Source organism: Paraburkholderia phenazinium, assembly GCF_900142845.1.
In the GTDB taxonomy this organism is placed as follows: Bacteria; Pseudomonadota; Gammaproteobacteria; order Burkholderiales; family Burkholderiaceae; genus Paraburkholderia; species Paraburkholderia phenazinium_A.
Genome location: NZ_FSRU01000001.1, coordinates 3,267,353 through 3,287,089 on the forward strand (window position 1 = coordinate 3,267,353; position 19,737 = coordinate 3,287,089).

18 protein-coding genes are annotated in these 19,737 nt (G+C 64.3%); 4 read left to right on the forward strand and 14 right to left on the reverse strand.

Features of this window, described 5'->3' with window-relative positions; genetic code table 11:
* Positions 1 to 707 precede the first annotated feature (707 nt).
* A complete protein-coding gene (locus tag BUS12_RS14330; RefSeq protein ID WP_074296284.1) occupies positions 708 to 1,229 on the reverse strand; it encodes a DUF6496 domain-containing protein in 522 nt (173 codons plus the stop codon).
* 168 nt (positions 1,230 to 1,397) lie between these two features.
* Between BUS12_RS14330 and BUS12_RS14335 the strand changes: the two genes are divergently transcribed.
* On the forward strand, positions 1,398 to 1,649 hold the full coding sequence (locus BUS12_RS14335; protein WP_074296285.1) for a hypothetical protein: 252 nt from the start codon (positions 1,398 to 1,400) through the stop codon (positions 1,647 to 1,649).
* A gap of 96 nt (positions 1,650 to 1,745) precedes the next feature.
* On the opposite strand, the gene BUS12_RS14340 is transcribed toward BUS12_RS14335, so the two are convergent.
* From BUS12_RS14340 to BUS12_RS14390, 11 genes are all read right to left on the reverse strand, one after another.
* Positions 1,746 to 2,954 (reverse strand): ABC transporter substrate-binding protein, encoded by a 1,209-nt coding sequence (locus BUS12_RS14340; protein WP_074296286.1) that lies wholly within the window; start codon positions 2,952 to 2,954, stop codon positions 1,746 to 1,748.
* Between the two features lie 63 nt (positions 2,955 to 3,017).
* Positions 3,018 to 6,656, reverse strand: coding sequence for a molybdopterin cofactor-binding domain-containing protein (locus BUS12_RS14345; RefSeq protein ID WP_074296287.1), 3,639 nt, complete (start codon positions 6,654 to 6,656; stop codon positions 3,018 to 3,020).
* Entirely contained in the window at positions 6,653 to 7,159 is a 507-nt protein-coding gene (locus BUS12_RS14350) for a (2Fe-2S)-binding protein (RefSeq protein ID WP_074296288.1), read from the reverse strand. The genes BUS12_RS14345 and BUS12_RS14350 overlap by 4 nt, the downstream gene beginning before the upstream one ends.
* Positions 7,160 to 7,190: 31 nt before the next feature.
* Positions 7,191 to 8,390 carry an amidohydrolase family protein gene (locus BUS12_RS14355; protein WP_074296289.1) on the reverse strand — a complete coding sequence of 400 codons (1,200 nt, stop codon included), beginning with the start codon at positions 8,388 to 8,390 and terminating at the stop codon, positions 7,191 to 7,193.
* Between the two features lie 78 nt (positions 8,391 to 8,468).
* Positions 8,469 to 9,182 (reverse strand): ABC transporter ATP-binding protein, encoded by a 714-nt coding sequence (locus BUS12_RS14360; protein ID WP_074296290.1) that lies wholly within the window; start codon positions 9,180 to 9,182, stop codon positions 8,469 to 8,471.
* Positions 9,179 to 9,988 (reverse strand): ABC transporter ATP-binding protein, encoded by an 810-nt coding sequence (locus tag BUS12_RS14365; RefSeq protein WP_074296291.1) that lies wholly within the window; start codon positions 9,986 to 9,988, stop codon positions 9,179 to 9,181. Before BUS12_RS14365 ends, BUS12_RS14360 begins: the two co-directional genes overlap by 4 nt.
* The gene (locus BUS12_RS14370; protein WP_074296292.1) at positions 9,985 to 11,964 is read right to left on the reverse strand and encodes an ABC transporter permease; all 1,980 of its coding nucleotides are present in this window, start codon (positions 11,962 to 11,964) and stop codon (positions 9,985 to 9,987) included. The genes BUS12_RS14365 and BUS12_RS14370 overlap by 4 nt, the downstream gene beginning before the upstream one ends.
* A gap of 58 nt (positions 11,965 to 12,022) precedes the next feature.
* Entirely contained in the window at positions 12,023 to 12,607 is a 585-nt protein-coding gene (locus BUS12_RS14375) for an amino acid synthesis family protein (protein WP_074296293.1), read from the reverse strand.
* A 66-nt stretch (positions 12,608 to 12,673) separates the two neighbouring features.
* Complete coding sequence (locus BUS12_RS14380) at positions 12,674 to 13,264, reverse strand: amino acid synthesis family protein (protein WP_074296294.1); 591 nt, start codon at positions 13,262 to 13,264, stop codon at positions 12,674 to 12,676.
* Positions 13,240 to 14,199 (reverse strand): UPF0280 family protein, encoded by a 960-nt coding sequence (locus BUS12_RS14385; RefSeq protein ID WP_074297536.1) that lies wholly within the window; start codon positions 14,197 to 14,199, stop codon positions 13,240 to 13,242. The genes BUS12_RS14380 and BUS12_RS14385 overlap by 25 nt, the downstream gene beginning before the upstream one ends.
* 5 nt (positions 14,200 to 14,204) lie before the next feature.
* The gene (locus tag BUS12_RS14390) at positions 14,205 to 15,836 is read right to left on the reverse strand and encodes a 6-hydroxynicotinate reductase (protein WP_074296295.1); all 1,632 of its coding nucleotides are present in this window, start codon (positions 15,834 to 15,836) and stop codon (positions 14,205 to 14,207) included.
* 265 nt (positions 15,837 to 16,101) lie between these two features.
* Between BUS12_RS14390 and fdxA the strand changes: the two genes are divergently transcribed.
* The 3 genes from fdxA to BUS12_RS14405 all read left to right on the forward strand — a co-directional run bounded on the left by fdxA (position 16,102) and on the right by BUS12_RS14405 (position 18,535).
* The gene (fdxA, locus tag BUS12_RS14395; RefSeq protein ID WP_074296296.1) at positions 16,102 to 16,425 is read left to right on the forward strand and encodes a ferredoxin FdxA; all 324 of its coding nucleotides are present in this window, start codon (positions 16,102 to 16,104) and stop codon (positions 16,423 to 16,425) included.
* 182 nt (positions 16,426 to 16,607) lie between these two features.
* Positions 16,608 to 17,708, forward strand: coding sequence for an NAD(P)/FAD-dependent oxidoreductase (locus tag BUS12_RS14400; RefSeq protein ID WP_074296297.1), 1,101 nt, complete (start codon positions 16,608 to 16,610; stop codon positions 17,706 to 17,708).
* 122 nt (positions 17,709 to 17,830) lie between these two features.
* On the forward strand, positions 17,831 to 18,535 hold the full coding sequence (locus tag BUS12_RS14405; protein ID WP_074296298.1) for a TetR family transcriptional regulator: 705 nt from the start codon (positions 17,831 to 17,833) through the stop codon (positions 18,533 to 18,535).
* A gap of 12 nt (positions 18,536 to 18,547) precedes the next feature.
* On the opposite strand, the gene pcaC is transcribed toward BUS12_RS14405, so the two are convergent.
* Positions 18,548 to 18,946: a 4-carboxymuconolactone decarboxylase gene (gene pcaC, locus BUS12_RS14410; RefSeq protein WP_074296299.1), complete on the reverse strand. Its 399-nt coding sequence runs from the start codon at positions 18,944 to 18,946 to the stop codon at positions 18,548 to 18,550.
* Complete coding sequence (gene pcaD, locus BUS12_RS14415) at positions 18,943 to 19,734, reverse strand: 3-oxoadipate enol-lactonase (protein WP_074296300.1); 792 nt, start codon at positions 19,732 to 19,734, stop codon at positions 18,943 to 18,945. The genes pcaC and pcaD overlap by 4 nt, the downstream gene beginning before the upstream one ends.
* Positions 19,735 to 19,737 lie beyond the last annotated feature (3 nt).

The following is a 19,737-nucleotide window of genomic DNA, read 5'->3' on the forward strand; positions in this document are numbered from 1 at the left end:
TGCTCGCTCTATCGGAATGAGGATGATCGGGGGAGTTGCCAGCCGGGCTGACGGCACGAGACCGGTCTCTCCAGCACGGTGGCGTAGGGATGCGTGGGCCGTCTAGCAGGCCCGCTTTGGGTTCAGCACGAGCCGTTCGGAACGACGGCGCGGTTGACAGCGCGGTTGAAGGAAAATTGGGTGGGATGGGGGACGTGCAGCACGACTGACTTTACTTCGCATACCTATCTTCCTCCTCTTTGTCTCTTTTGTTGGTCCAGCGGGCATGTCGCGGCGGCGTGCCCGTCCGTGCACCGTATAGTGCAGCGCAAAGTGCGCCGCGTCCAGCCTTGGCAGCCGCGCACGGCTCTGCATGTTGAGATGACGCAATGCAGCGATGCTCGCCGTTTTGGCGGGCAGGATGCGACCCATGCATAGCGCATCCCACAGGCAACGCCGCGACTTCACCTTTAATCCTGTCCTATCGGTCAGGTTATAGATGACCAAAAAAATAAAGTACAAGGCTTTTCGTGGAGAGGCGAAGGCTCTATGCCAAGCCGCATGCGAAATGCGTGAAGTGAGCCCTACGTGTGGAATCACCGAGGTTCACGGTAAGGCTTCCGTATTTTTTACGCGCGGCACGTCCGTATCAGCGGCGTGCGGCATGACGGGCGGCGGCATTGCACCGCCGCCCTCGACACCCGCCTCAAAGCGTCACGACGCATGCATCAATGATGCGAGCGCGCGGCCCGCGTATGCGCGGCCTTTTTCGCCGCCGCCGATCGACCGGCGGCGCCCTTGGTACTGGCCGCTTTCTTCGCCGCCGCTGAGCGGCTCGCGGCCGGCCGGCGAGCGGCAGCCGTCTTCGTCTGCCTCGACAATGCCGCGCTCGACGCACCCTGTCCGCTCTCGCGCTTGAGCGCCGTGGTGGCGGCACGCGCGCGCTTCGTCTTCGATTCGGTGCTGGTACTTTTGGCAGCGCTTTTGTGCTGACCCGCCGCGCTATCTTTGGCCGCCTTTTTACGGGTCGCCTCGCTGGTCGTACCCTTCTTCGGCGCCTTCAGATCGACGCCGGCGCGGCGCGCCTTCGACAAGCCGATGGCAATCGCCTGCCTGGCCGATCGCACGCCATGCTTGCCGGCGCGCACGCGGTCGACCTCTTCCTTGACGAACTCCCCGGCCTGGGTGCTCGCGGCTTTGCCGGCGCGCTTGTCGGCCTGGGCACGGTGGATGGTTTTCTGTACTGGCATGACAGTCCTCCCAATGGGTTGTTGGCCTGCATTCATGCAGCAACCCCTGTGCCTTACGAAAAAGCCCACGAATCCGGTGCGCCATTCGCGCGGACGGCGTATGGTTACAGCAAGGGCCGGCGCCTGGTGTCCGGCTTGACGGCCGTCCGGCCATCCGGGAGAAGCCGCATGAAGATACCCACCTTACGCGCAGGCGCTCATATTGAGGGAGTGCACTGGATCGCCGAATATGCCGAGGACGTCCACGAAATTCGCGTGTTTCGCGAGGGGCAGGAAGTGGATGTGCACAACGCGCCGTCCACGCTGTTCGGCGACGAAGAGAACGCCGGGTCGAAAAGCTGCGCCGATCATCGCGCGGCGGAGGCGGCGGTGCTGGCGTATTTGCGGCGCTTCGTCGCCGAGCACGACGCGGAAGAATAGCGAGCGGCCAGGGCTAAATCATGACGATTTCGCCCTGGCCAGGGTTTTACCGCCGCCATTGACCAACCCTGGCGGCGCCTGGTTCGACGGAGGCAGTCAGTCAGCAGGACGCAGCTTCTTCACTTCGGCGTCCGAAGGTTGCACGCTCGCGCCGTCGATATAGTGGAACGACGTCATTACACCCTTGCCGTCCTTCACACCCGTCACGCCCACATAAGCGCCCATGGTCGACTGGTTGTCCTGCGCGCGATACGTGACCGGCCCAAACGGCGTATCGACGTTCAAGCCCTTGAACGCGGCGGCAAGTTTGTCGGGATCGGTGGAACCGGCTTTCTTCAGCCCGTCCGCAATCGACATCAACGCGGAATAACCGACCACCGAGCCGAGACGCGGATAGTCGTGATACTTCGCCTGATACGCATCGACAAACTTCTTGTTGGCGGCCGTATCGATCGAATACCACGGGTAGCCCGTGACAATCCAGCCGGTCGGCGCTTCGGCGCCAAGCGGGTCCAGATAATCCGGCTCGCCCGTCAGCAACGACACCACGCTGCGGTCCTTGAACAGACCCGTCGTATTGCCCTGACGCACGAATTTGCCGAGATCCGCGCCGAACAGCACGTTGAAAATTGCATCGGGTTTCGCATCGGCGATGGCCTGGGTCACTGCACCCGCATCGAGATTGCCGAGCGGCGAGGCCTGATCCGAGACGAATTCGATGTCAGGCTGCGCAGCCTGCATCAGGCGCTTGAACGTCGCCACTGCCGACTGGCCGTACTCGTAGTTCGGATACACCAGCGCCCAGCGCTTTTTATGCAGCTTGAGGGCTTCCGGCACCAGCATCGCCACCTGCATGTAAGTCGAAGGACGCAGACGGTAGGTGTATTTGTTGCCGTCGGCCCAGACGATCTTGTCGGTCAGCGGTTCGGCGGCGAGGAAGAACACGTGCCGCTGCTTGGCGTAATCGGCGAGCGCGAGACCCGTGTTCGACAGGAAGCCGCCGAACAGCAACTGCACGCCCTCGCCCGTGACCAGTTCCTGCGCGACGCGCACCGTGTCGCCCGGGTTGGCGTTGTCGTCGCGCGAGACGACTTCGAGCTTCTTGCCAAGCACGCCGCCCGATGCGTTCACCTCGTCGAGCGCGAGATTCCAGCCGTTCTTGTAAGGGCCGAGAAAGGCCGGTTGAGCCTTATAGCTGTTGATTTCGCCAATCTTGATCGTCTCTTGCGCCGCCGCCCCGAGAGCGGTCAACGAGAGCGTCAACGAGACGGTCAGACAAGAGATCCATCCTGCGCGTGTGGTCATGCCTTTCTCCGTTATCAGTGGGATTGCGGGAATGCGAATGTGCTACCAGGCAAATCGAAGCGCTCAGTCAGCGCGCGGCGCCGCGCGTATGCGCGCCACCGTCGCCTCGACGTCCTGCCACGCGGGCTTGCCGCCCGCAAACTGCTGACGCAGGTACGACACCAGTTCGGCCACCTGGGCGTCGTTGAAACTGTCTCGGTACGCCGGCATCGTACCGAGTTCGGGCCGCGCAGGCGAGCCGATGCCGTCCAGAATGACGCGTATCAGGTTGTCGGGCATTGCGCTATGCAAGTTCGTGTTGAGCGCCAGCGACGGATGCGCGCCGAACAGTTGCGGCCCGCTGCCGGTGTGGTGGCACGCGGCGCAAGCGCCGTCGAAGAGCCGTGCGCCGAGACCGGAGGCAACCGGCGTCGCCATGCTGGCCTCTTCATATTCGCGTGCGAGCGCTTGCGGATTCGCATTCGGACCGGCCGGATTGAGCGAGGCGAGATAGTTCGCCATCGCGCGGATGTCGCTGTCGGGCAGATGCGCGAGTTCGCTGACGACCGGCCCCATCGGTCCGGCCGCCACGCCATGCAGCGGTGCATGACCGAAGCGCAGGTAGCTGAACAATTCGCTTTCGGTCCACGGTACCGGCGCGTTGGACAGCGTCGTCAAGGCGGGCGCTTCCCAGCCTTCGGCCATGCCGCCGCCGAGGAATGCCGCGCCGGTTTTCTCGGCACCCATCGCATTGCGCGGCGTGTGACAGGCACTGCAATGACCCAGGCCGTTGACCAGATACGCGCCGCGATTCCATTGCGCCGTTTGCGTCGCATCCTGCGTGAAGGTATTGCGCTTCAGAAACAGGCTGTTCCATGCGGCCATCATGGGCCGCACGCCGAACGGGAACGCCAGCCTGGTTTCCGGCGGCCGCGAGCGTACCGGCGTTTGCGACATCAGGTAGGCGTATAGCGCCTGCAGGTCGTCGTCGGAGACGTTCTTGAAGGACGTGTACGGAAACGCGGGGTACAGGTGCCGTCCGTCGCGATGAATGCCCTGACGCATGGCGCGCACGAACGCTTCGAACGACCAGTTGCCGATGCCGGTCTGCTCATCCGGCGTGATGTTGGTCGTGTAGATGGTGCCGAACGGCGTATCGAGCGGGAGGCCGCCCGCGTTCGGCACGCCGTTGTGCGCGGTGTGGCAGACGGCGCAGTCGCCGAGCGAGGCGAGCAGCTTGCCGCGCGCGATCAGCTCGGGGGCAAACGCCGAGGCGAGCGGCGGCGTGATCGGTGCAATCGGCTGCGGAGCGAATGAAGCCATGCTGAGCCAGCCCGCCGTGCCCGCGACCAAAGCGCTAAGGAAACCGAAACGCCAGCGCTTTTTCCTGCGCGCGGCAGCCGCGGCCGCCGCCTCTTGCGCGGGACCATCCGCGAGCGCCGCACGGATCACCTCCGGCGTGAACGGCGGGCGGCGAAAGCGCACCCCGGTCGCATCGTAGAGCGCGTTGGCAATCGCCGCCGCGCCCGGCAGCGAGGCCGATTCGCCGGTGCCCATGGGCGGCTCCCCGTGGCGCGGCATCATCACCACTTCGATGACAGGCACCTCGCGGAACGTCAGGATCGGATAGGCGCCCCACTCCTGGCTCGTGACCGCGTTGTCGCCGAACGTCACGCGCTCCTTCAACGCGCGGCTCGTCGCCTGGATCACGTTGCCGTGGATCTGATGACGCACGCCGTCCGGATTGACCATCGTGCCGGTATCCTGGCCCACCACCACGCGCGTGACGGCCAGCTCGCCGCTCTTGCGGTTCACTTCGATGTCGGCCACCCAGGCGGCCCATGCCGCGCCGAAACCGGGGAATTTGCTGTGCACGTAACGCGCATACGCAAAACCTCTGCCGCGTGCGATGTCGCCTTCCTGCCGGTCCGGCTCGTCCTGCTCTTTTAGCGCGACGTTACGCGGCCGCCAGCCGGCCTTGTCGGCCACCGCCTTGACCAGATCGATTGCGCGCGGATCGGTCAGGTGCTGCAGGCGGAACGCGACAGGATCGACGCCCGCCTGCTCAGCCAGTTCGTCGATGAACGATTCGTGCGCGAACGTATTCGGCAAAGCTGAAACACCGCGCAGCCACGAGGCCCGGACAATCGGCGGCGTGTCGTCGCAGACGATCCGCATGGTCCGGTAGTCGTAGGGCGGCACCGCCGTGCGGTCGCCCATTTCGAACACCTGCGGCTGCGGCGCGATCGTGCCGGTCAGCAGCAAGGCGAGCGTCGGCGCGTCGTTCGACGGGTAACGGGTGGCGAAATCGTAGCCCGTGAGCTGGCCGTCCGCGTCCACTGCACCGCGTACGTCCATCAGTTGCGCCGCGCCTTTCGGTTCCCAGGCGTGTTCGTCTTCGCGCGATAGTTGCACGCGCACCGGTTTGCCCACTGCGCGCGAGAGCAGCGCCGCATCCGCGACCACGTCGTCGGCGCAGTTGCGGCCGTAGCAGCCCGCCGCCTCCATCCGCACCACTTCGATGCGCGCTTCGTCCAGCGCCATCAGCAGCGCCAGATCCGCGCGCAGCGAATGCGGATTCTGGGTGCCGGACCAGACCTTGAGCGCGCCGTCGCGATAGTCGGCCACCGCACACGACGGCCCGATCGACGCATGCATCTGGAACGGCCACACGTAAGTGCGGTCAAGGGCATTGCCCGCCTGCGCGAGCGCGGCGTCGACGTCGCCTTCGATCACCAGATCGCGACGCTTCGAGGGGTTGGCACGCAAAGCGGCCTCCACCTCGCTGCTGGTCTCGAGTGGTGGTAAGCCCTCCACCGGTTTCCACTGCACGTCGAGGCACCTGGCGGCCTGTTGCGCGATCTCTTCGCGCTCCGCCACGATGCCCACAAAATCACGGATCACGACCACCTTGACGATACCAGGCAGGTCGCGCAGCGAGTCTTCATCGACGTGCAACAGGCTGTTGCCGATGAAATCGCCCTGCGCCACGCCCGCATAAGGCGGACGCACCACGCGGCCATGCAGCATCCCTGGCACGCGAACGTCGTGCACGAAGGTCAGTTCGCCCGTGGCTTTGGCGGGAATATCGACGCGCGCCGTGCTCTTGCCGACAATCCGATACGCCTCAGGCGGCTTGACCGGCGTATCCGTCGAGAGCGTCAGTTCGATGCGCCGCCCGGCGATCAGCTCGCCGTAGCCGATGCCTTGCGCCATCGCTTGTGCCCCATCCTCGCCTCGACGATGCACGATACCGTCGTGCACGTCGAGCGTATCGGCGCCGACGCCAAAACGGGTGGCCGCCTCCTTCACCAGAAATTGCCGCGCCTGCGCCGCGGCAAGACGCAACGGCACGGCGGAAATCTGGATGGTTGCGCTCGCAATCGTCGGGCCCTGGTTCGGCACCTCGGTGGTATGCCCGAGCACCACCGACACGCGCGTGAGCGGCACATCCAGCTCTTCCGCGACGATCTGCGCGAGCGCAGTGCCGATGCCGGTTCCCAGGTCGACGTGTCCATTGAACGCCAGCACGCTGCCGTCGCCGCGCACCACCAGGAACACGTCCGCCATGGTCGGCACGAAGGACGAGCGCGAGCCCGGCTGCCCGATCGCCGGCTTGACCGGCGCCTGCGGCAGCCGCACGACGATCAGCACGTTCTGCGCGTCCTCGAGTTGCTGGCGCGAGAGCGGTTGACGGTCGACACTGACGTCCGGCCCGGTCATACGCGCTCTCCTTCAAGCTCGCCACGTCGCGCCGCCAGCAATTCGGCAGCGCGATGCACGGCGCGCAGGATTTCGACATGCGTGCCGCAACGACACAGGTTGCGCGACAGTTCGCGGCGGATGGTGTCGTCGCTGGGATGAGGGTCGCGGTCGAGCAACGCTTTGGCGGTCATGATCATGCCGTTCAGGCAATAGCCGCACTGCGCGGCCTGTTCCAGGATGAACGCCTGCTGCACCGGATGCAGCGCAGTCCGCGTACCCAATCCTTCGAGTGTGGTGACTTCATGCCCTAGCGCGACTCTCGCGGTCGTCACACAGGAGCGCGTCGGGATGCCGTCGAGCAGCACCGTGCATGCGCCGCACTCGCCCAGGCCGCAGCCGAACTTCGGACCGTTCAGCGCCAGGTCGTTACGCAGCAGATACAGCAGCGGCGTGTCGACGCCGGCGCTGACGACATGCGTCGCGCCGTTGACGTTGAGCGTGAGGTTGGCGGGACGGTTCATGGCCGCAGCGTCGACGGGTGGCGGCGCGCGCTCAGACGACCACCGGCACTTCGGTAGCAGGCGGCGTATTGCGACTGCGCCGGCAACGGATCAGGCCGTCGATCATCACCATGCCCACACCCGGTATATCGCCAAGCTGCACGCTTTCGAGCAACGTGCTGCCCGCCGAGTGCTGCGCGCGGTCCATGAACACCAGGTCCGCGGGACGGCCCACTTCGATCAGCCCCTGGCGTAGATTGCGTTGTCGCGCGGTGTTGCCGGTCGCAAAGCAGAAGGCGATTTCCGCGGGCACGTCGGCGAGACTCGAGATCAACGCGATCATGCGCAGAATGCCGAGCGGTTGCACGCCCGACCCCGCCGGACTGTCCGTGCCGAGAATGATCCGGTGCGGACATTTAAGTTCGATGGCGTGGCGCGCGGTCAGCAACGCGATGCGCTCATTACCGTTGTGGACGATTTCCAGCGCCCGCGTGGATTGCTCGCACAGATCGCAGACATGGCGGTAAGACAACGACGTATGGCCGCCGTTGATGTGGCCGATCACGTCCGCATCCGCCGCCAGCACCACGTCCTTGTCGATCAGTCCCGAGCCGGGGATCGACGGGCCGCCCGTGTGAATCGTGCTTTGAATGCCGTACTTGCGCGCCCAGGCAACCATCTGCCCTGCTTCTTCACCCGCCTTCACGCTGCCGAGACCCACTTCGCCCAGCAGCTTCACGCCTGCTTCCGACAATTCCTTGAAGTCTTCTTCGACCATGCCCTTTTCGATCACAGGCGCACCGGCCAGCACTTTCACGCCGCCGCCGACACCCGCTCCGCGCATGCCTTCGAACGAGCGCTGCGCCGTGATCGCCAGCGCCTTCACGCCGACGATATCCTTAGGACGTCCTGGCAAATGCACTTCGCCGGCCGAGATCATCGTCGTCACGCCGCCGTTCAGGTTCGATTCGATCCAGCCCATCTGGTTCTGGCGCGGCGTCCAGTCGCCGAAGACAGGATGCACGTGCGAATCGATCAGGCCAGGCGCGACCGTGGTGCCTTTGCAATCGACCGTGGTGCGCGCGCCTTCGAGGTCGCAGTCTTTCTCCTTGCCCACGGCGACGATCACGCCGTCGTCGATCACCAGCGTGTCGGCGTCGAGAATCGGCTGATCGATATCGCCCGATAACAACAGGCCGATATTCGTGATCACGACCTTGCCCGACAACCCTGTCAACGTCTCTGCTGCCATCTGCTTCTCCTTTCGCAACGACTACCCGACGCAACCGTTCGCCCGCATGGTGCTGGGCGCAGGACCGCGTCGCAGGAATCAGACGCTCAGATAAGCGCGCCTGACTGTTTCGTTCTTCGCGAGTTCGCCGATCGTGCCGCTAAAGCGGATCTGCCCTTTCTCGAGGACATACGCGCGGTCGCTGACCAGCTCGGCGAAGTGCAGGTTCTGTTCGGACAACAGAATCGACAGCCCTTCGCGCTTGAGTTCGAGAATCATGTTCGCCATCTGCTCGACGATCACCGGCGCCACGCCCTCCGAGGGTTCGTCGAGCAGCACCAGATACGGGTTGCCCATCAGCGTGCGCGAGACGGTCAGCATCTGCTGTTCGCCGCCGCTCATCTGGCCGCCGGGGCGCTTCGGCATTTCGCCGAGGTTGGGGAAGAGCCGGAACAGCTTCTCCGGGGTCCATTGCGGCGCGCCTTCGCGCGGCGGTTGACGGCCCGCGTCGAGATTCTCCATCACCGTGAGATCGGAGAACACGCGGCGGTCTTCCGGCACGAAGCCCATCCCCATGCGCGCGATGCGGTACGGCGGCAGCGCCGCAATGTCCGCGCCGCGAAACCGCACTTCGCCCTGGCGGCGCGGCAGCAGACCCATCACCGCCTTCATCGTGGTGGATTTGCCCGCACCGTTGCGGCCCATCAGCGCCACCACTTCGCCGCGGCCCACTTCGAGACCGACGTCGAACAGGATGTGCGCGCGGCCATAGAACGCATTGAGACCGGAGACTTTCAGCATCGGATCGCTCATTGCAACGCCCCTTGATGGCCGGCGTGGCCGTCCTGATGGTCCAGCGCAGCGTGCGCCTGAAACGTCTTGCCGGTGCCGAAATACACTTCCTGCACGCGGGCGTCGTTGCGGATCGTCTCGGCGCTGCCTTCGGCAATCAGCTTGCCGCGCGCCAGCACGATCATGCGGTCAGCGTAGGCGAACACCACGTCCATGCTGTGCTCGGTAAACAGCACGCCGATCTTGTGCTCGGTGACGAGGCGCTTGGTCAGCGCCATCAGATCGTTACGTTCCCTGGGCGCCATGCCCGCGGTCGGCTCATCCATCAGCAGCAGCTTTGGACGGTTTGCCATGGCAATCGCGAGTTCCACGCGCTTGACGTCGCCGTAGGCCAGCACGCCACAGGCACGATGCGCGTCGGCGCCCATGCCGACCTGTTCTAGCAGGCTGAACGCTTCATCCGCGTACCACGAGCCCGCCGGCTTCCACAGGCCGAACAGTTTGCGTTCGCGCGACACCAGCGCCATCTGCACGTTTTCCAGCACCGTCATCGAATTGAAGGTCGCGGCGATCTGAAACGTACGGCCCACGCCGAGGCGCCAGATATCGCGCGGCCGCATGCCGACGAGTTCGTGATCGTCGAGCCGGATCGAACCGGACGACGGCCGCAGTTGCCCATTAACCATGTTGAAGCAGGTCGATTTTCCCGCGCCGTTCGGACCCAGCAATGCGAGCAGTTGACCGGCTTCGAGATCGAACGACACGTCGTCGACGGCTTTCAGACCACCGAACGATTTCGACAGCCCCGACACGCGCAGGAGACTCATAGACCCTCCTTCATGGCGGCCGCTTGCGAGGGTGACGGGGACGGCACATCGCCGCGCTCCGCGTCGGACGCGCCGCCGGCATGACCGTTCTTCGCGCCGAGGTCGTCGTCGCCGAAGCGGTCGCGGATAAAGCCCACGATGCCCTGCGGGAACGCGATCACCAGCAACAGGATGGCGAAGCCGAGCAGCGCTTGCCAGTAGTCGGTCTGACGCGCGACGGTGTCCTGCAGCCACGTGAAGACCGCGGCGCCGACGATCGGCCCGGTCAGGGTCTGCAAGCCGCCGAGCAGCACCATCACGAGTCCGTCGACGGAACGGCTCACGCTGATGACCTCGGGAGATATCGTGCCCTTCGAAAACGCGTACAGGGAACCGGCGAGACCGCAGAACACCGACGCGATCACAAACGACGCCCATTGCACGCGCTTGACGTCGATGCCGATTGCCTCGGCACGCAGGCCCGAATCGCGCGAGGCTCGCATGGCATAGCCGAGCGGCGAAAACAACATCCGTCTCAGCAACCACACACACACCACGACACAGGCAAGCGTCAGGTAGTAATAAGCGACCGGCGAGGACAACCAGTTCGACGGCCACAATCCGAGTACGCCGTTACTGCCGCCGGTCACGTCATCCCACTGGAACACCACGGACCAGACGATCTGCGCAAACGCCAGCGTCAGCATCGCCAGATAGACGCCCGACAGGCGCACGCAGAACCAGCCGAACACGAGCGCCCCGCCAAGCGCGAGCAACGGCCCGAGCAACAGCGCCGCTTCCATCGGCAAATTCAGGACTTTGAGAAAGAGCGCGGCGCCATACGCGCCGAGACCAAAATACGCGGCGTGGCCGAACGAATGCATGCCACCCGGTCCCATGATGAAGTGCAGGCTGGTCGCAAACAACACCGCAATCAGGATTTCAACCAGCAGGATGGGCATATACGGAAACGCGCTCGCCGCGAGCGGCGCCAGCACCAGTACCACCAGCGCGGCCGCCGCCAGCCACTTCAGACGCTTGCCTGCAGGCCGCAGCGGCGCGTCCGGTGCAGCCATGCCACGCACTGCCGCGCTCGCGCGACCGAGCAAACCCCAGGGCCGCACCACCAGAACAATCGCCATCACGACAAACTCCGCAACCAGCGTGAAGCGGCTCAGCGAAAAATCGATCCCGCCAATCGATATATGTCCAATGCCGATACACAGCGCCTTGATCTCGGCGATCAACAACGCGGCGACGAACGCACCGGGGATGGACCCCATGCCGCCCACCACTACCACCACGAACGCATTGCCGATGGTCTCCAGATCGAGCGACAGATTCGCCGACATGCGCGGCCCTTGCAAGGCGCCACCCAGCCCCGCCAGAAACGCGCCCACAAAAAACACTCCAGTGAACAGCCACGCCTGATTGATACCCAGCGCGCCGAGCATCTCGCGATCCTGCGTCGCCGCCCGTACCAGCGTGCCCCAGCGCGTGCGCGTGAGGCCATACCAGAGCAGCAGCAACACCAGCGGACCGATCACGATCAGCGCGATATCGTAAGTGGGTAACGCATGGCCGAGCAGATTGACCGCGCCGGCCAGGTGCGGCGCACGCGGCCCGAACAGTTCCTCAGGGCCCCACAACCAGAGCGCGGCGTCACGAAAGATCAGAACCAACGCGAAGGTCGCAAGCAGATGAAATAGTTCGGGGGCCTGATAAATGCGCCGCAATACGATCATTTCGACCAGCGCGCCGAGCACCGCGACAACCAGCGCCGCGGCCAGCACCGAGAGCCAGAAGCCGCCCGTCGTCTGGCCGAAGCGGCTCGCAATGCTGTAGGCCACATAAATGCCGAACATATAGAACGAACCGTGCGCGAAGTTGACGATGCGCGTGACGCCGAAGATCAAGGACAGCCCCGCGGCGACGAGAAACAGCGTCGACGCGTCGGCGAGTCCATTGACCAGTTGTACCAGCAGATTCGAAAACATCGTAACCCTCAGCGGCGTGCAATCCATCCAATGCGCAGGACACTACCAGCGAAATTATTCAGCGCAAACCATCTTCGCCTTTGATTTCGCTGACCTGCAATCCGCCGATGCGCGGCAGCGGCCGGCCCGATGCCGTCACTGCCACCGCCACCACAATCTCGTTGGCACGCGGCGCATCGGAGACGCGGGCTTCGATGGCGTCGAAATGACTGCGTACGAACGCGGCGTCTTTATGGCCGAGCGGCACGTCGATCGCCGTGCCGAGCGTGCCCATCTTCTTCGCCGACGGCACCAGCGCCGCGCCCTTCTCCACCGCGACGCGCAACGGCGCGCCGAGCTTCGGATGCAGGATCGCGGCCGCGTGTTCGAGTTCGCCCGCTTCGCCGACAATCGCCGCCTTGCCGTAACTTTGCGCCTCGCCCGGCGCGATGCCCAGCGCCTCGACGCATTTCTTGCCGAGCAGCGCGCCGAGTTCTTCACCCGCGTCGATCAGCGCATCCAGTTTCGGTTCGAAGCGGCCCGCATAGGGGTTTTCGATGACGGCGATGGCGACCGCGCGGCGTACCGGCGGATCGATCGTCTGCCCCATTTCAATGCGTGTTTCATCCACCTGCACGATCAGCTTGCGAAGCTTGATTGCCATTTCGCTCTCCATATATGGGTTCGCTGTGTTTGCGTTCGGTCTGTTTTCGTTCGACGCCGCTGCGGGTTAGCGCAGGCCGTCCTTGCCGGCGATGGCCTCTTTCGCGAGACCGCCGACGCGCGCATGCACGCGCTGTCCGGTGCTCATCACGAGGATATAGACCACCTCGTCCGCGGCCGGCGCTCCCGGCACGCGCACTTCGATCGCATCGAAGTGGCTGCGCACATAGCTCGCGTTGACGTGGGTCATCGGCACGTCGAGTGCCGTGGACGGCGCCCCCACCTTCTTGGTGGACGGCACGATCGCATTGGTCGGCACGCCGTTCTTTTCCAGCAATTCGCGCATCGCATAACCGCCGGGCACATGCCACAACGCGCCATGCTCGAGCTCGCCGGCCGAGCCGACAATCGCGCCCTTGCCGTAACTTTCGATCGCCGCGTGCGGGACCGCCATCGCCGCCAGCAGCCGTTGCGCCATATCGATGCCGATCGGCTTGAGCGCTTCCATGGCGTGCTGGATGTCGGCCTCATAGCGGCCCGCAAACGGATTGCGCATCACGGCGGCAATCGCGCCCTTGCGCAAGGGATGCGCGGGCGCCGGACCGAACTCGTGAAAAATGTCTTCGACGTGCGTCAGCACGCGGCGTATTTCGAACACGGAGCCTCCGTTGGGTAATGGGCGTCACGGGTCAGGCGCAGGCCGCCACCGGCAGCCGGCGCCGCTGCGTGCGGACCGGCCATGCCGACCACTCGCACGCTGCGCTGCAGAAACAGCGCAGCACCTTCAATCAAACCTTGTTCGTGCAGACGGGCCGCTTCCTGGACCCCACGCGAGAGCGCAAAATCGATCAGCGGTTGCGGCAACGGCGGCACATCCACGGTCACCAGCAGGTCGCCTAGATCGCTGTCGTCCTTGAGCGCAGAGGCCGGCTGGCGGACGATATCCGAGTGCTTCAGATCGACGGCGTTGGCGATCATCGTGGCGGCGGCATCGGCGGCGGCGGCGCTGCGCGCCAGCACTGTCACGCTATCTGCAATGCCAAGACTGAAACTGCGGCCGCGCCAGCCACTCGTGGCGACGCCACGCACCGGCGAGGCCGCATCGAGCGTCAGGTTCGCATCGAGCGGGACGCCGCCGGCGAGGCGCGCGCCGTCGAACTGGGCCAGGTCGGTGAATACACCAATACGGTACTGCTGACCCGCGCTCAGATAAAGCGCAATGTCGCCCCCGTTGTTGATGAAGGCGCGCGCCACGCCAAGCCGCGCGAACGCTCCGATCAGCTCATCCGCAACGCTGCCGGCAACGGCAGCCATGGGCGTGATGTAGCGGGCCCGATGCGGATAGCACGCGTCCCACATGCGGTTCGCCACAGGGCCCTCGCAGGGCCGGCGCACCGCGTCGTGCTGCACGGCTCGCCGCAGGCCTGGCAGTTCCGCGACCAACTCGCTCAGCACACCGGTGAAGCGCAGCCAGCACGCCTCATGCGCGTCGCGCACGGCCGCTGCCTCGCCATCGGCGCCGATGATCAGATCGATCGGGCCGTGCTGCAAGTGCCAACGGGTGGCGTCGAGTTGGGCGCGGGTCGCGTTCATAGCCGTCATCCCAGCATCGGCGGCATGCCGAGCGGCCATGGGTTATCCGGGTGACGCGCCAGGGTGCGGCGTGCGAGCGGTGCCCCTTCGACGTGATCCGGTCCATTCGCCAGCACGCTTTCGAGCGAACGCACCGCATCGAGGTGGCCGCCCAGGTCGCGGTAGACGTCATAGCTCATGGTGAATTCGATCGGCGCGACGATCGCCGGTGTTGGCACCGTGCCGAACGAGCGGTCCGGCATGCGCGTCACATCGACCATCACCGTAATGCCGCCACCGGGCCAGACGTAGGCCGGCGCACCGCCGCAAGTCACGTTCACCAGACGCTGCTTGATGGCGCGCGTCAGCAGGACCGGATTCTCCGTGGCGCCGGCGCGCAGGCTGCCGCCCGCGCCGCCCAGGAACAGCACCGTCGCGAGCGACGGCTCGCAGTTTTCGCCGATCCGCTCCACGGTGCGCAAAACATCTGTAGGCATCTCCGCGATGCGCGGCACCAGATCCGCGTCCAGTTCGTACCATTGCGCATGCTCCCCGGTGGTCGACACCATCAGCAAGCGCATTCCCGGTCGCGCCACGGCAGGATCGAAGCCTTCGATAATGGCCAGGGGGTCCTGAATATCCGTACCGCCCCAACCGGTGCCGGGATTGGCGACCTGAAAATAGCGGCCCGGCGTCGACTTGCGGCCGCGAATCTTCAGACCTGAGCGCGTCATGCCGAGGCAGCGTCCCGCCTGATGCTCAGTGAGCACGCCGGTGATGTGATCGTCGACCACTACCACTTCGTCGACATGCCCGAACCATTGTTTGGCGAAAATGCCGATGGTGGCCGAGCCGCAACCCACCCGCATGCGCTGTTCCTCGACACCGTCCACGATCGGCGCCGCGCCCGCGCGGATCACGAGGCTCGCCCCGCCGTCGATGGTCAGCTCCACCGCCTGCTTGTTGCCGAGCGCGAGCATCATGTCGCAGGTCACGCGGCCTTCTTTCTTGCTGCCGCCGGTCAGATGATGTACGCCGCCGAGGCTCAGCATCTGCGAGCCGTATTCGGCCGTCGTCACATGGCCGACGATCTCGCCCTGGCAACGCACGTTCGACTGCTCGGGCCCGAGAAAGCGGTCAGTGTCGATTTTCACCTTGAAGCTGCAATAGCTGAAGATGCCCTCGGTGACGACCGTCACCATGTCGACACCTTCGAGCTTTGAAGAGACGATGAACGGCGCGGGCTTGTAGTCGGGATAGGTGGACGACGCGCCCACGCCAGTGACGAACAGCGCCTGATCCTGTTGCGCAGCCGCCGCGGGTGCGGCCACCGCCGCGTCGCCGCCCGTCGCGGGCGATGCACCAAATTCGACCGCAGCCGCCTCCCCGGCGCCATCGCCCACCGCGAGCGTGCGCGACACGAACACCACCGGATCAACCCGGATCAGCCGCCCGTCCGAGTTCGCGTAGCGGTCGCACGCGCCGGTGCGGCCCTCGGAGATCTGGCACAACACGGGACACGCATTGCATTCGATCTTGTTGCTCGCCATCCGCTCGCTGCGGGGCGCCGCTTTTTCGAGCACGGTCGGACCGGGCGTCGAGGCGGTTTCGCCATCGACGCCGTCTGCACCGAAATCGACCTTCGTATGTTCAGTCATGGTGGGGTTCCCATACGACGACATTACAATCGGCCCTACCCGGCTGACGAAATAGCCCTTGTTTCAAGGCACATTCGTGTGACACCCAACAACTCTCATTTTGAAAAATGTTGCGGTCACTCACCGTTCGTGTAGTATCCACTACACCAAACTTGATTGAAATCTACTCGATCAAAATAGACTGCGCAACGCCTTTTCCCGATTGTTCGTTATGTTGCGGCGCGCCATTGCCCGCGCCGCGGTCCTATGCAGAAGGAGTTTCGCCGTGACCCATGTCGTGACAGAAGCCTGCATCCGCTGCCGCTATACCGACTGCGTGGACGTCTGCCCGGTGGACTGCTTCCACGCCGGCCCGAACATGCTGGTGATCGACCCGAACGAGTGCATCGACTGCGCGGTTTGCGTGGCCGAGTGCCCCGTCAATGCAATTTACGCCGAAGAAGACCTGCCTGCAGACCAGCAGGCGTTCACCGCGCTGAATGCCGAGTTGACCGGCGTGTTTCCGGTGCTCAACAAACGTGAAGCGCCCTTGCCTGACGCCGACGCATGGAAGGACGTCACGGACAAGCTGTCGCTGCTCGAGCGCTGAGCCGAGCTTATCTGAGCTGAGGGACGCCATGCCGCTCGCCGCACCGCCGCCACTGCCACTGCTCATGCCCCTGCCTCCACTGCGAGGCGCATCGCTTTCGCCCTGCCGCAGCCGCCCCAGGCGCTGCGCACGGCTCATCGTTCCCCCGTTGTTCCTCACTCAACCGATTGCAGGAGAGACCCATGAACGAAGTTGTTGACCACCCCGCCTCGCACAACACGCCGGACACCCACGCCGAACCGCCATCGCCCATCGAAACCGACGCATTGATCGTCGGTGCAGGGCCGGTCGGCCTCTTTCAGGTGTTCGAACTGGGCCTGCTGGAAATCAAGGCGCATGTCATCGATTCGCTGCCGGTAGTCGGCGGCCAATGCGTCGAGCTGTATCCGGACAAGCCGATCTACGACATTCCTGCGGTGCCGATCTGCACCGGGCAGGAGCTCGCGGACAACCTGCTCAAGCAGATCGAGCCGTTCGGCGCCAACTTTCACCTCGGGCAGGAAGTGCAGATCGTCGAGCGTCTGGAAGACCGGCGCTTTTTCGTGCGCACCAGTAAAGGCACCGAGTTCATTACGAAAACTATCTTTATCGCTGCGGGTGTCGGTTCGTTCCAGCCGCGTTCGCTGAAAGTCGCCGGCATCGACAAGTACCACGGCCGGCAATTGTTCTATCGGGTGCGCGACCCCGAGCTGTTCCGCGACAAGGACATCGTGATCTGCGGCGGCGGCGATTCCGCGCTGGACTGGGCACTCAATCTCGTAGACATCGCGCAAAGCGTGATCCTCGTGCATCGGCGCGACGAGTTCCGCGCCGCGCCCGCCTCGGTGGCGAAAATGCGCGCGCTCTGCGACGACCTGCGCATGCAGTGCCTCGTCGGCCAGGTGAGCGGCTTCGAAGACAATCACGAGGCGCTGCATCGCATCAAGGTGACAGGCGGCGACGGCGTGACGCGCACGCTCGAACTCGATCACCTGCTGGTATTCTTCGGCCTGTCGCCGCAACTTGGGCCGATTGCACAATGGGGCCTCGAGATCGAACGCAAGCAGGTTGGCGTCGACACAGAGAAGTTCGAAACCAACGTGCCGGGCATCTTCGCGGTGGGCGACATCAATACCTATCCAGGCAAGAAGAAGCTGATCCTGTCCGGCTTTCATGAAGCGGCGCTAGCGGCGTTCGGGGCAGCACCCTATGTTTTCCCGGACAAGAAAATTCATATGCAGTACACAACAACCAGTACCAAACTTCACAAGGTTCTGGGGGTCGAATCGCCGGTGTTCGATTAAAGATCTGCTTGCCGGGCAACCTCCCGGTTGTATCATGACAGCGGGCCGGCAGCGAAAAAGCGCGGGCCCGCTGTGTTGTGAGCAGATGCACCAGAAGCTAACAGAGAGAGACGAGGCCGCCCATGAGTCCAACTGCCGCCCGCAAGACGGGCGCCACCGGCATCCGCGCGAAGCAGGCCCAGGATACGCGCGCAAAGATTCTCAAAGCGGCTATCAAGGTGTTCGCCAAGCAAGGCTATGCGAGCGGCCGGGTCGAGAGCATTTCGAAAGCGGCCCGCTCGCACGACCGGATGATTTACTACTACTTCGGCAGCAAGGAGCAATTGTTCGTCGAGGTGCTGGAGACCATCTACTCGCAGTTCAACGAAGCCGAAAGCCGGCTCGATCTGGACTTCGACGACCCCGTGCGCGGCTTGCAGCAAGTCGTCGAATTTGTCTGGCAGTACTACCTCGATCACCCCGAGTTCGTCACGCTGCTGTCCAGCGAGAATCTGCACCAGGGCAAGCACGCGAAGAAGTCGTCGAAGCTGCGCGATATTTCCGGCTACGCGATTTCCGTAGTGCAGAAGGTGCTGGATGCGGGCAAGGCGAAGGGCGTGTTTCGCGACAACATCGCGGCGCGCGACGTGTACATCATGATCGCCTCGCTCGGCTATTTTTATAACGCCAATCAGTACACGCTTAGCGCGTTTCTCGGCGAATCGCTGATGGACAAGGCCGCCCTCGCGCACTGGCGCGAGGTCATCAAGGAGACGGTGTTGCGCTCGGTGCTGGCGCGGGTGCCGGTTGAGGAGCCCGGCACCGTGAGCGAGAGTACGTCGGCCTAAGCGCCGCGCTTGCTACGCTTGGGCTTTGCCCGCCGCGTCCTCTTCGCGGAACAGCTTGTCGGCCAGATGGAAAGCCGAATTCGCAGCCGGCACGCCGCAATAGATGGCAGTCTGCAGCAGCACTTCCTTGATCTCGTCGCGCGTCACGCCATTGTTCTTCGCCGCGCGCAGATGCAAGGCAAGTTCTTCGCTGCGGTTGAGCGCCACCATCAGGCCGATGGTCAGCAGGCTACGCGTGTGACGGGGCAAACCCTCGCGCGTCCAGATCTCCCCCCACGCATAGCGGGTGATGAAGTTCTGGAATTCCTCGGTGATCTCGGTGCGGTTGGCCAACGAGCGGTCGACGTGCGCGTCGCCCAGCACCGCACGGCGCACGTTCATTCCTGCTTCATAGCGTTCGTCGTCGTTCATTGCTGCTCCGTGAGGAAGTCGAGAATAGTCTTCGTAAACGTTTCCGCCTGCTCGATGTTGGAAATATGCGAGGCGTCCAGTTCGACATAGCGGGCACCCGGAATCGCTGCGGCGAGTTCCTTCCCCTGTGCCGGCGTTGCCGCCAGATCGTGCGTACCGCTGATTACCAGCGCCGGCAGCTTGATGCCGGGGGCTTCGGGACGCAGGTCGGCGGCGTCGATCGCTTCGCAGTTGCTGGCGTAGCCTTCCTTGTCGGTGTGGACGAAGACGTCGCGGATCACCGAGAACATCAACGGCTGGCGGGCAATGAACTCGCCGGTGAACCAGCGCGGCAGGACTGCTTCCGAAAGCGTCAGCATGCCTTCCTTACGCGCCCGTTCTGCACGCGGCACCCACACTTCCGGCGAACCGATGCGCGCCGCCGTGTTGCAGAGCATGACGCGCTCGAAGCGGTTCGCATGACGCGCGGCGAGCGCAACGCCGGTCAGCCCACCCATCGACAACCCGCAAAAATTCGCCGTGGCGATCTTCAGCGTATCCATCAGACCCAACACGTCGCCGCTCAACTGTTCGATCGTGTAGGGCCCTTTCGGCGCCTCCGAGTGACCGTGTCCGCGCGTGTCGTATCGCAAGACGCGAAACTGCTTCGACAACGCGGCGACCTGGGGCGTCCACATCGACATGTCGCTGCCGAGCGAATTCGACAGCACGATCCACGGTGCGTGTCCATGGCGATCGCCGTCGATCCGATAGTGAAGCTCGATGCCGTTGACTGCGGCGTAGGGCATTCC

Bases quoted from the DNA above. Each gene is read 5' to 3' on its own strand.
- BUS12_RS14330 (WP_074296284.1), bottom strand. From the start codon at position 1,229: ATGCCAGTACAGAAAACCATCCACCGTGCCCAGGCCGACAAGCGCGCC.
- BUS12_RS14335 (WP_074296285.1), top strand. From the start codon at position 1,398: ATGAAGATACCCACCTTACGCGCAGGCGCTCATATTGAGGGAGTGCAC.
- BUS12_RS14340 (WP_074296286.1), bottom strand. From the start codon at position 2,954: ATGACCACACGCGCAGGATGGATCTCTTGTCTGACCGTCTCGTTGACG.
- BUS12_RS14345 (WP_074296287.1), bottom strand. From the start codon at position 6,656: ATGACCGGGCCGGACGTCAGTGTCGACCGTCAACCGCTCTCGCGCCAG.
- BUS12_RS14350 (WP_074296288.1), bottom strand. From the start codon at position 7,159: ATGAACCGTCCCGCCAACCTCACGCTCAACGTCAACGGCGCGACGCAT.
- BUS12_RS14355 (WP_074296289.1), bottom strand. From the start codon at position 8,390: ATGGCAGCAGAGACGTTGACAGGGTTGTCGGGCAAGGTCGTGATCACG.
- BUS12_RS14360 (WP_074296290.1), bottom strand. From the start codon at position 9,182: ATGAGCGATCCGATGCTGAAAGTCTCCGGTCTCAATGCGTTCTATGGC.
- BUS12_RS14365 (WP_074296291.1), bottom strand. From the start codon at position 9,988: ATGAGTCTCCTGCGCGTGTCGGGGCTGTCGAAATCGTTCGGTGGTCTG.
- BUS12_RS14370 (WP_074296292.1), bottom strand. From the start codon at position 11,964: ATGTTTTCGAATCTGCTGGTACAACTGGTCAATGGACTCGCCGACGCG.
- BUS12_RS14375 (WP_074296293.1), bottom strand. From the start codon at position 12,607: ATGGCAATCAAGCTTCGCAAGCTGATCGTGCAGGTGGATGAAACACGC.
- BUS12_RS14385 (WP_074297536.1), bottom strand. From the start codon at position 14,199: ATGAACGCGACCCGCGCCCAACTCGACGCCACCCGTTGGCACTTGCAG.
- BUS12_RS14390 (WP_074296295.1), bottom strand. From the start codon at position 15,836: ATGACTGAACATACGAAGGTCGATTTCGGTGCAGACGGCGTCGATGGC.
- BUS12_RS14400 (WP_074296297.1), top strand. From the start codon at position 16,608: ATGAACGAAGTTGTTGACCACCCCGCCTCGCACAACACGCCGGACACC.
- BUS12_RS14405 (WP_074296298.1), top strand. From the start codon at position 17,831: ATGAGTCCAACTGCCGCCCGCAAGACGGGCGCCACCGGCATCCGCGCG.
- pcaC (WP_074296299.1), bottom strand. From the start codon at position 18,946: ATGAACGACGACGAACGCTATGAAGCAGGAATGAACGTGCGCCGTGCG.
- pcaD (WP_074296300.1), bottom strand. From the start codon at position 19,734: ATGCCCTACGCCGCAGTCAACGGCATCGAGCTTCACTATCGGATCGAC.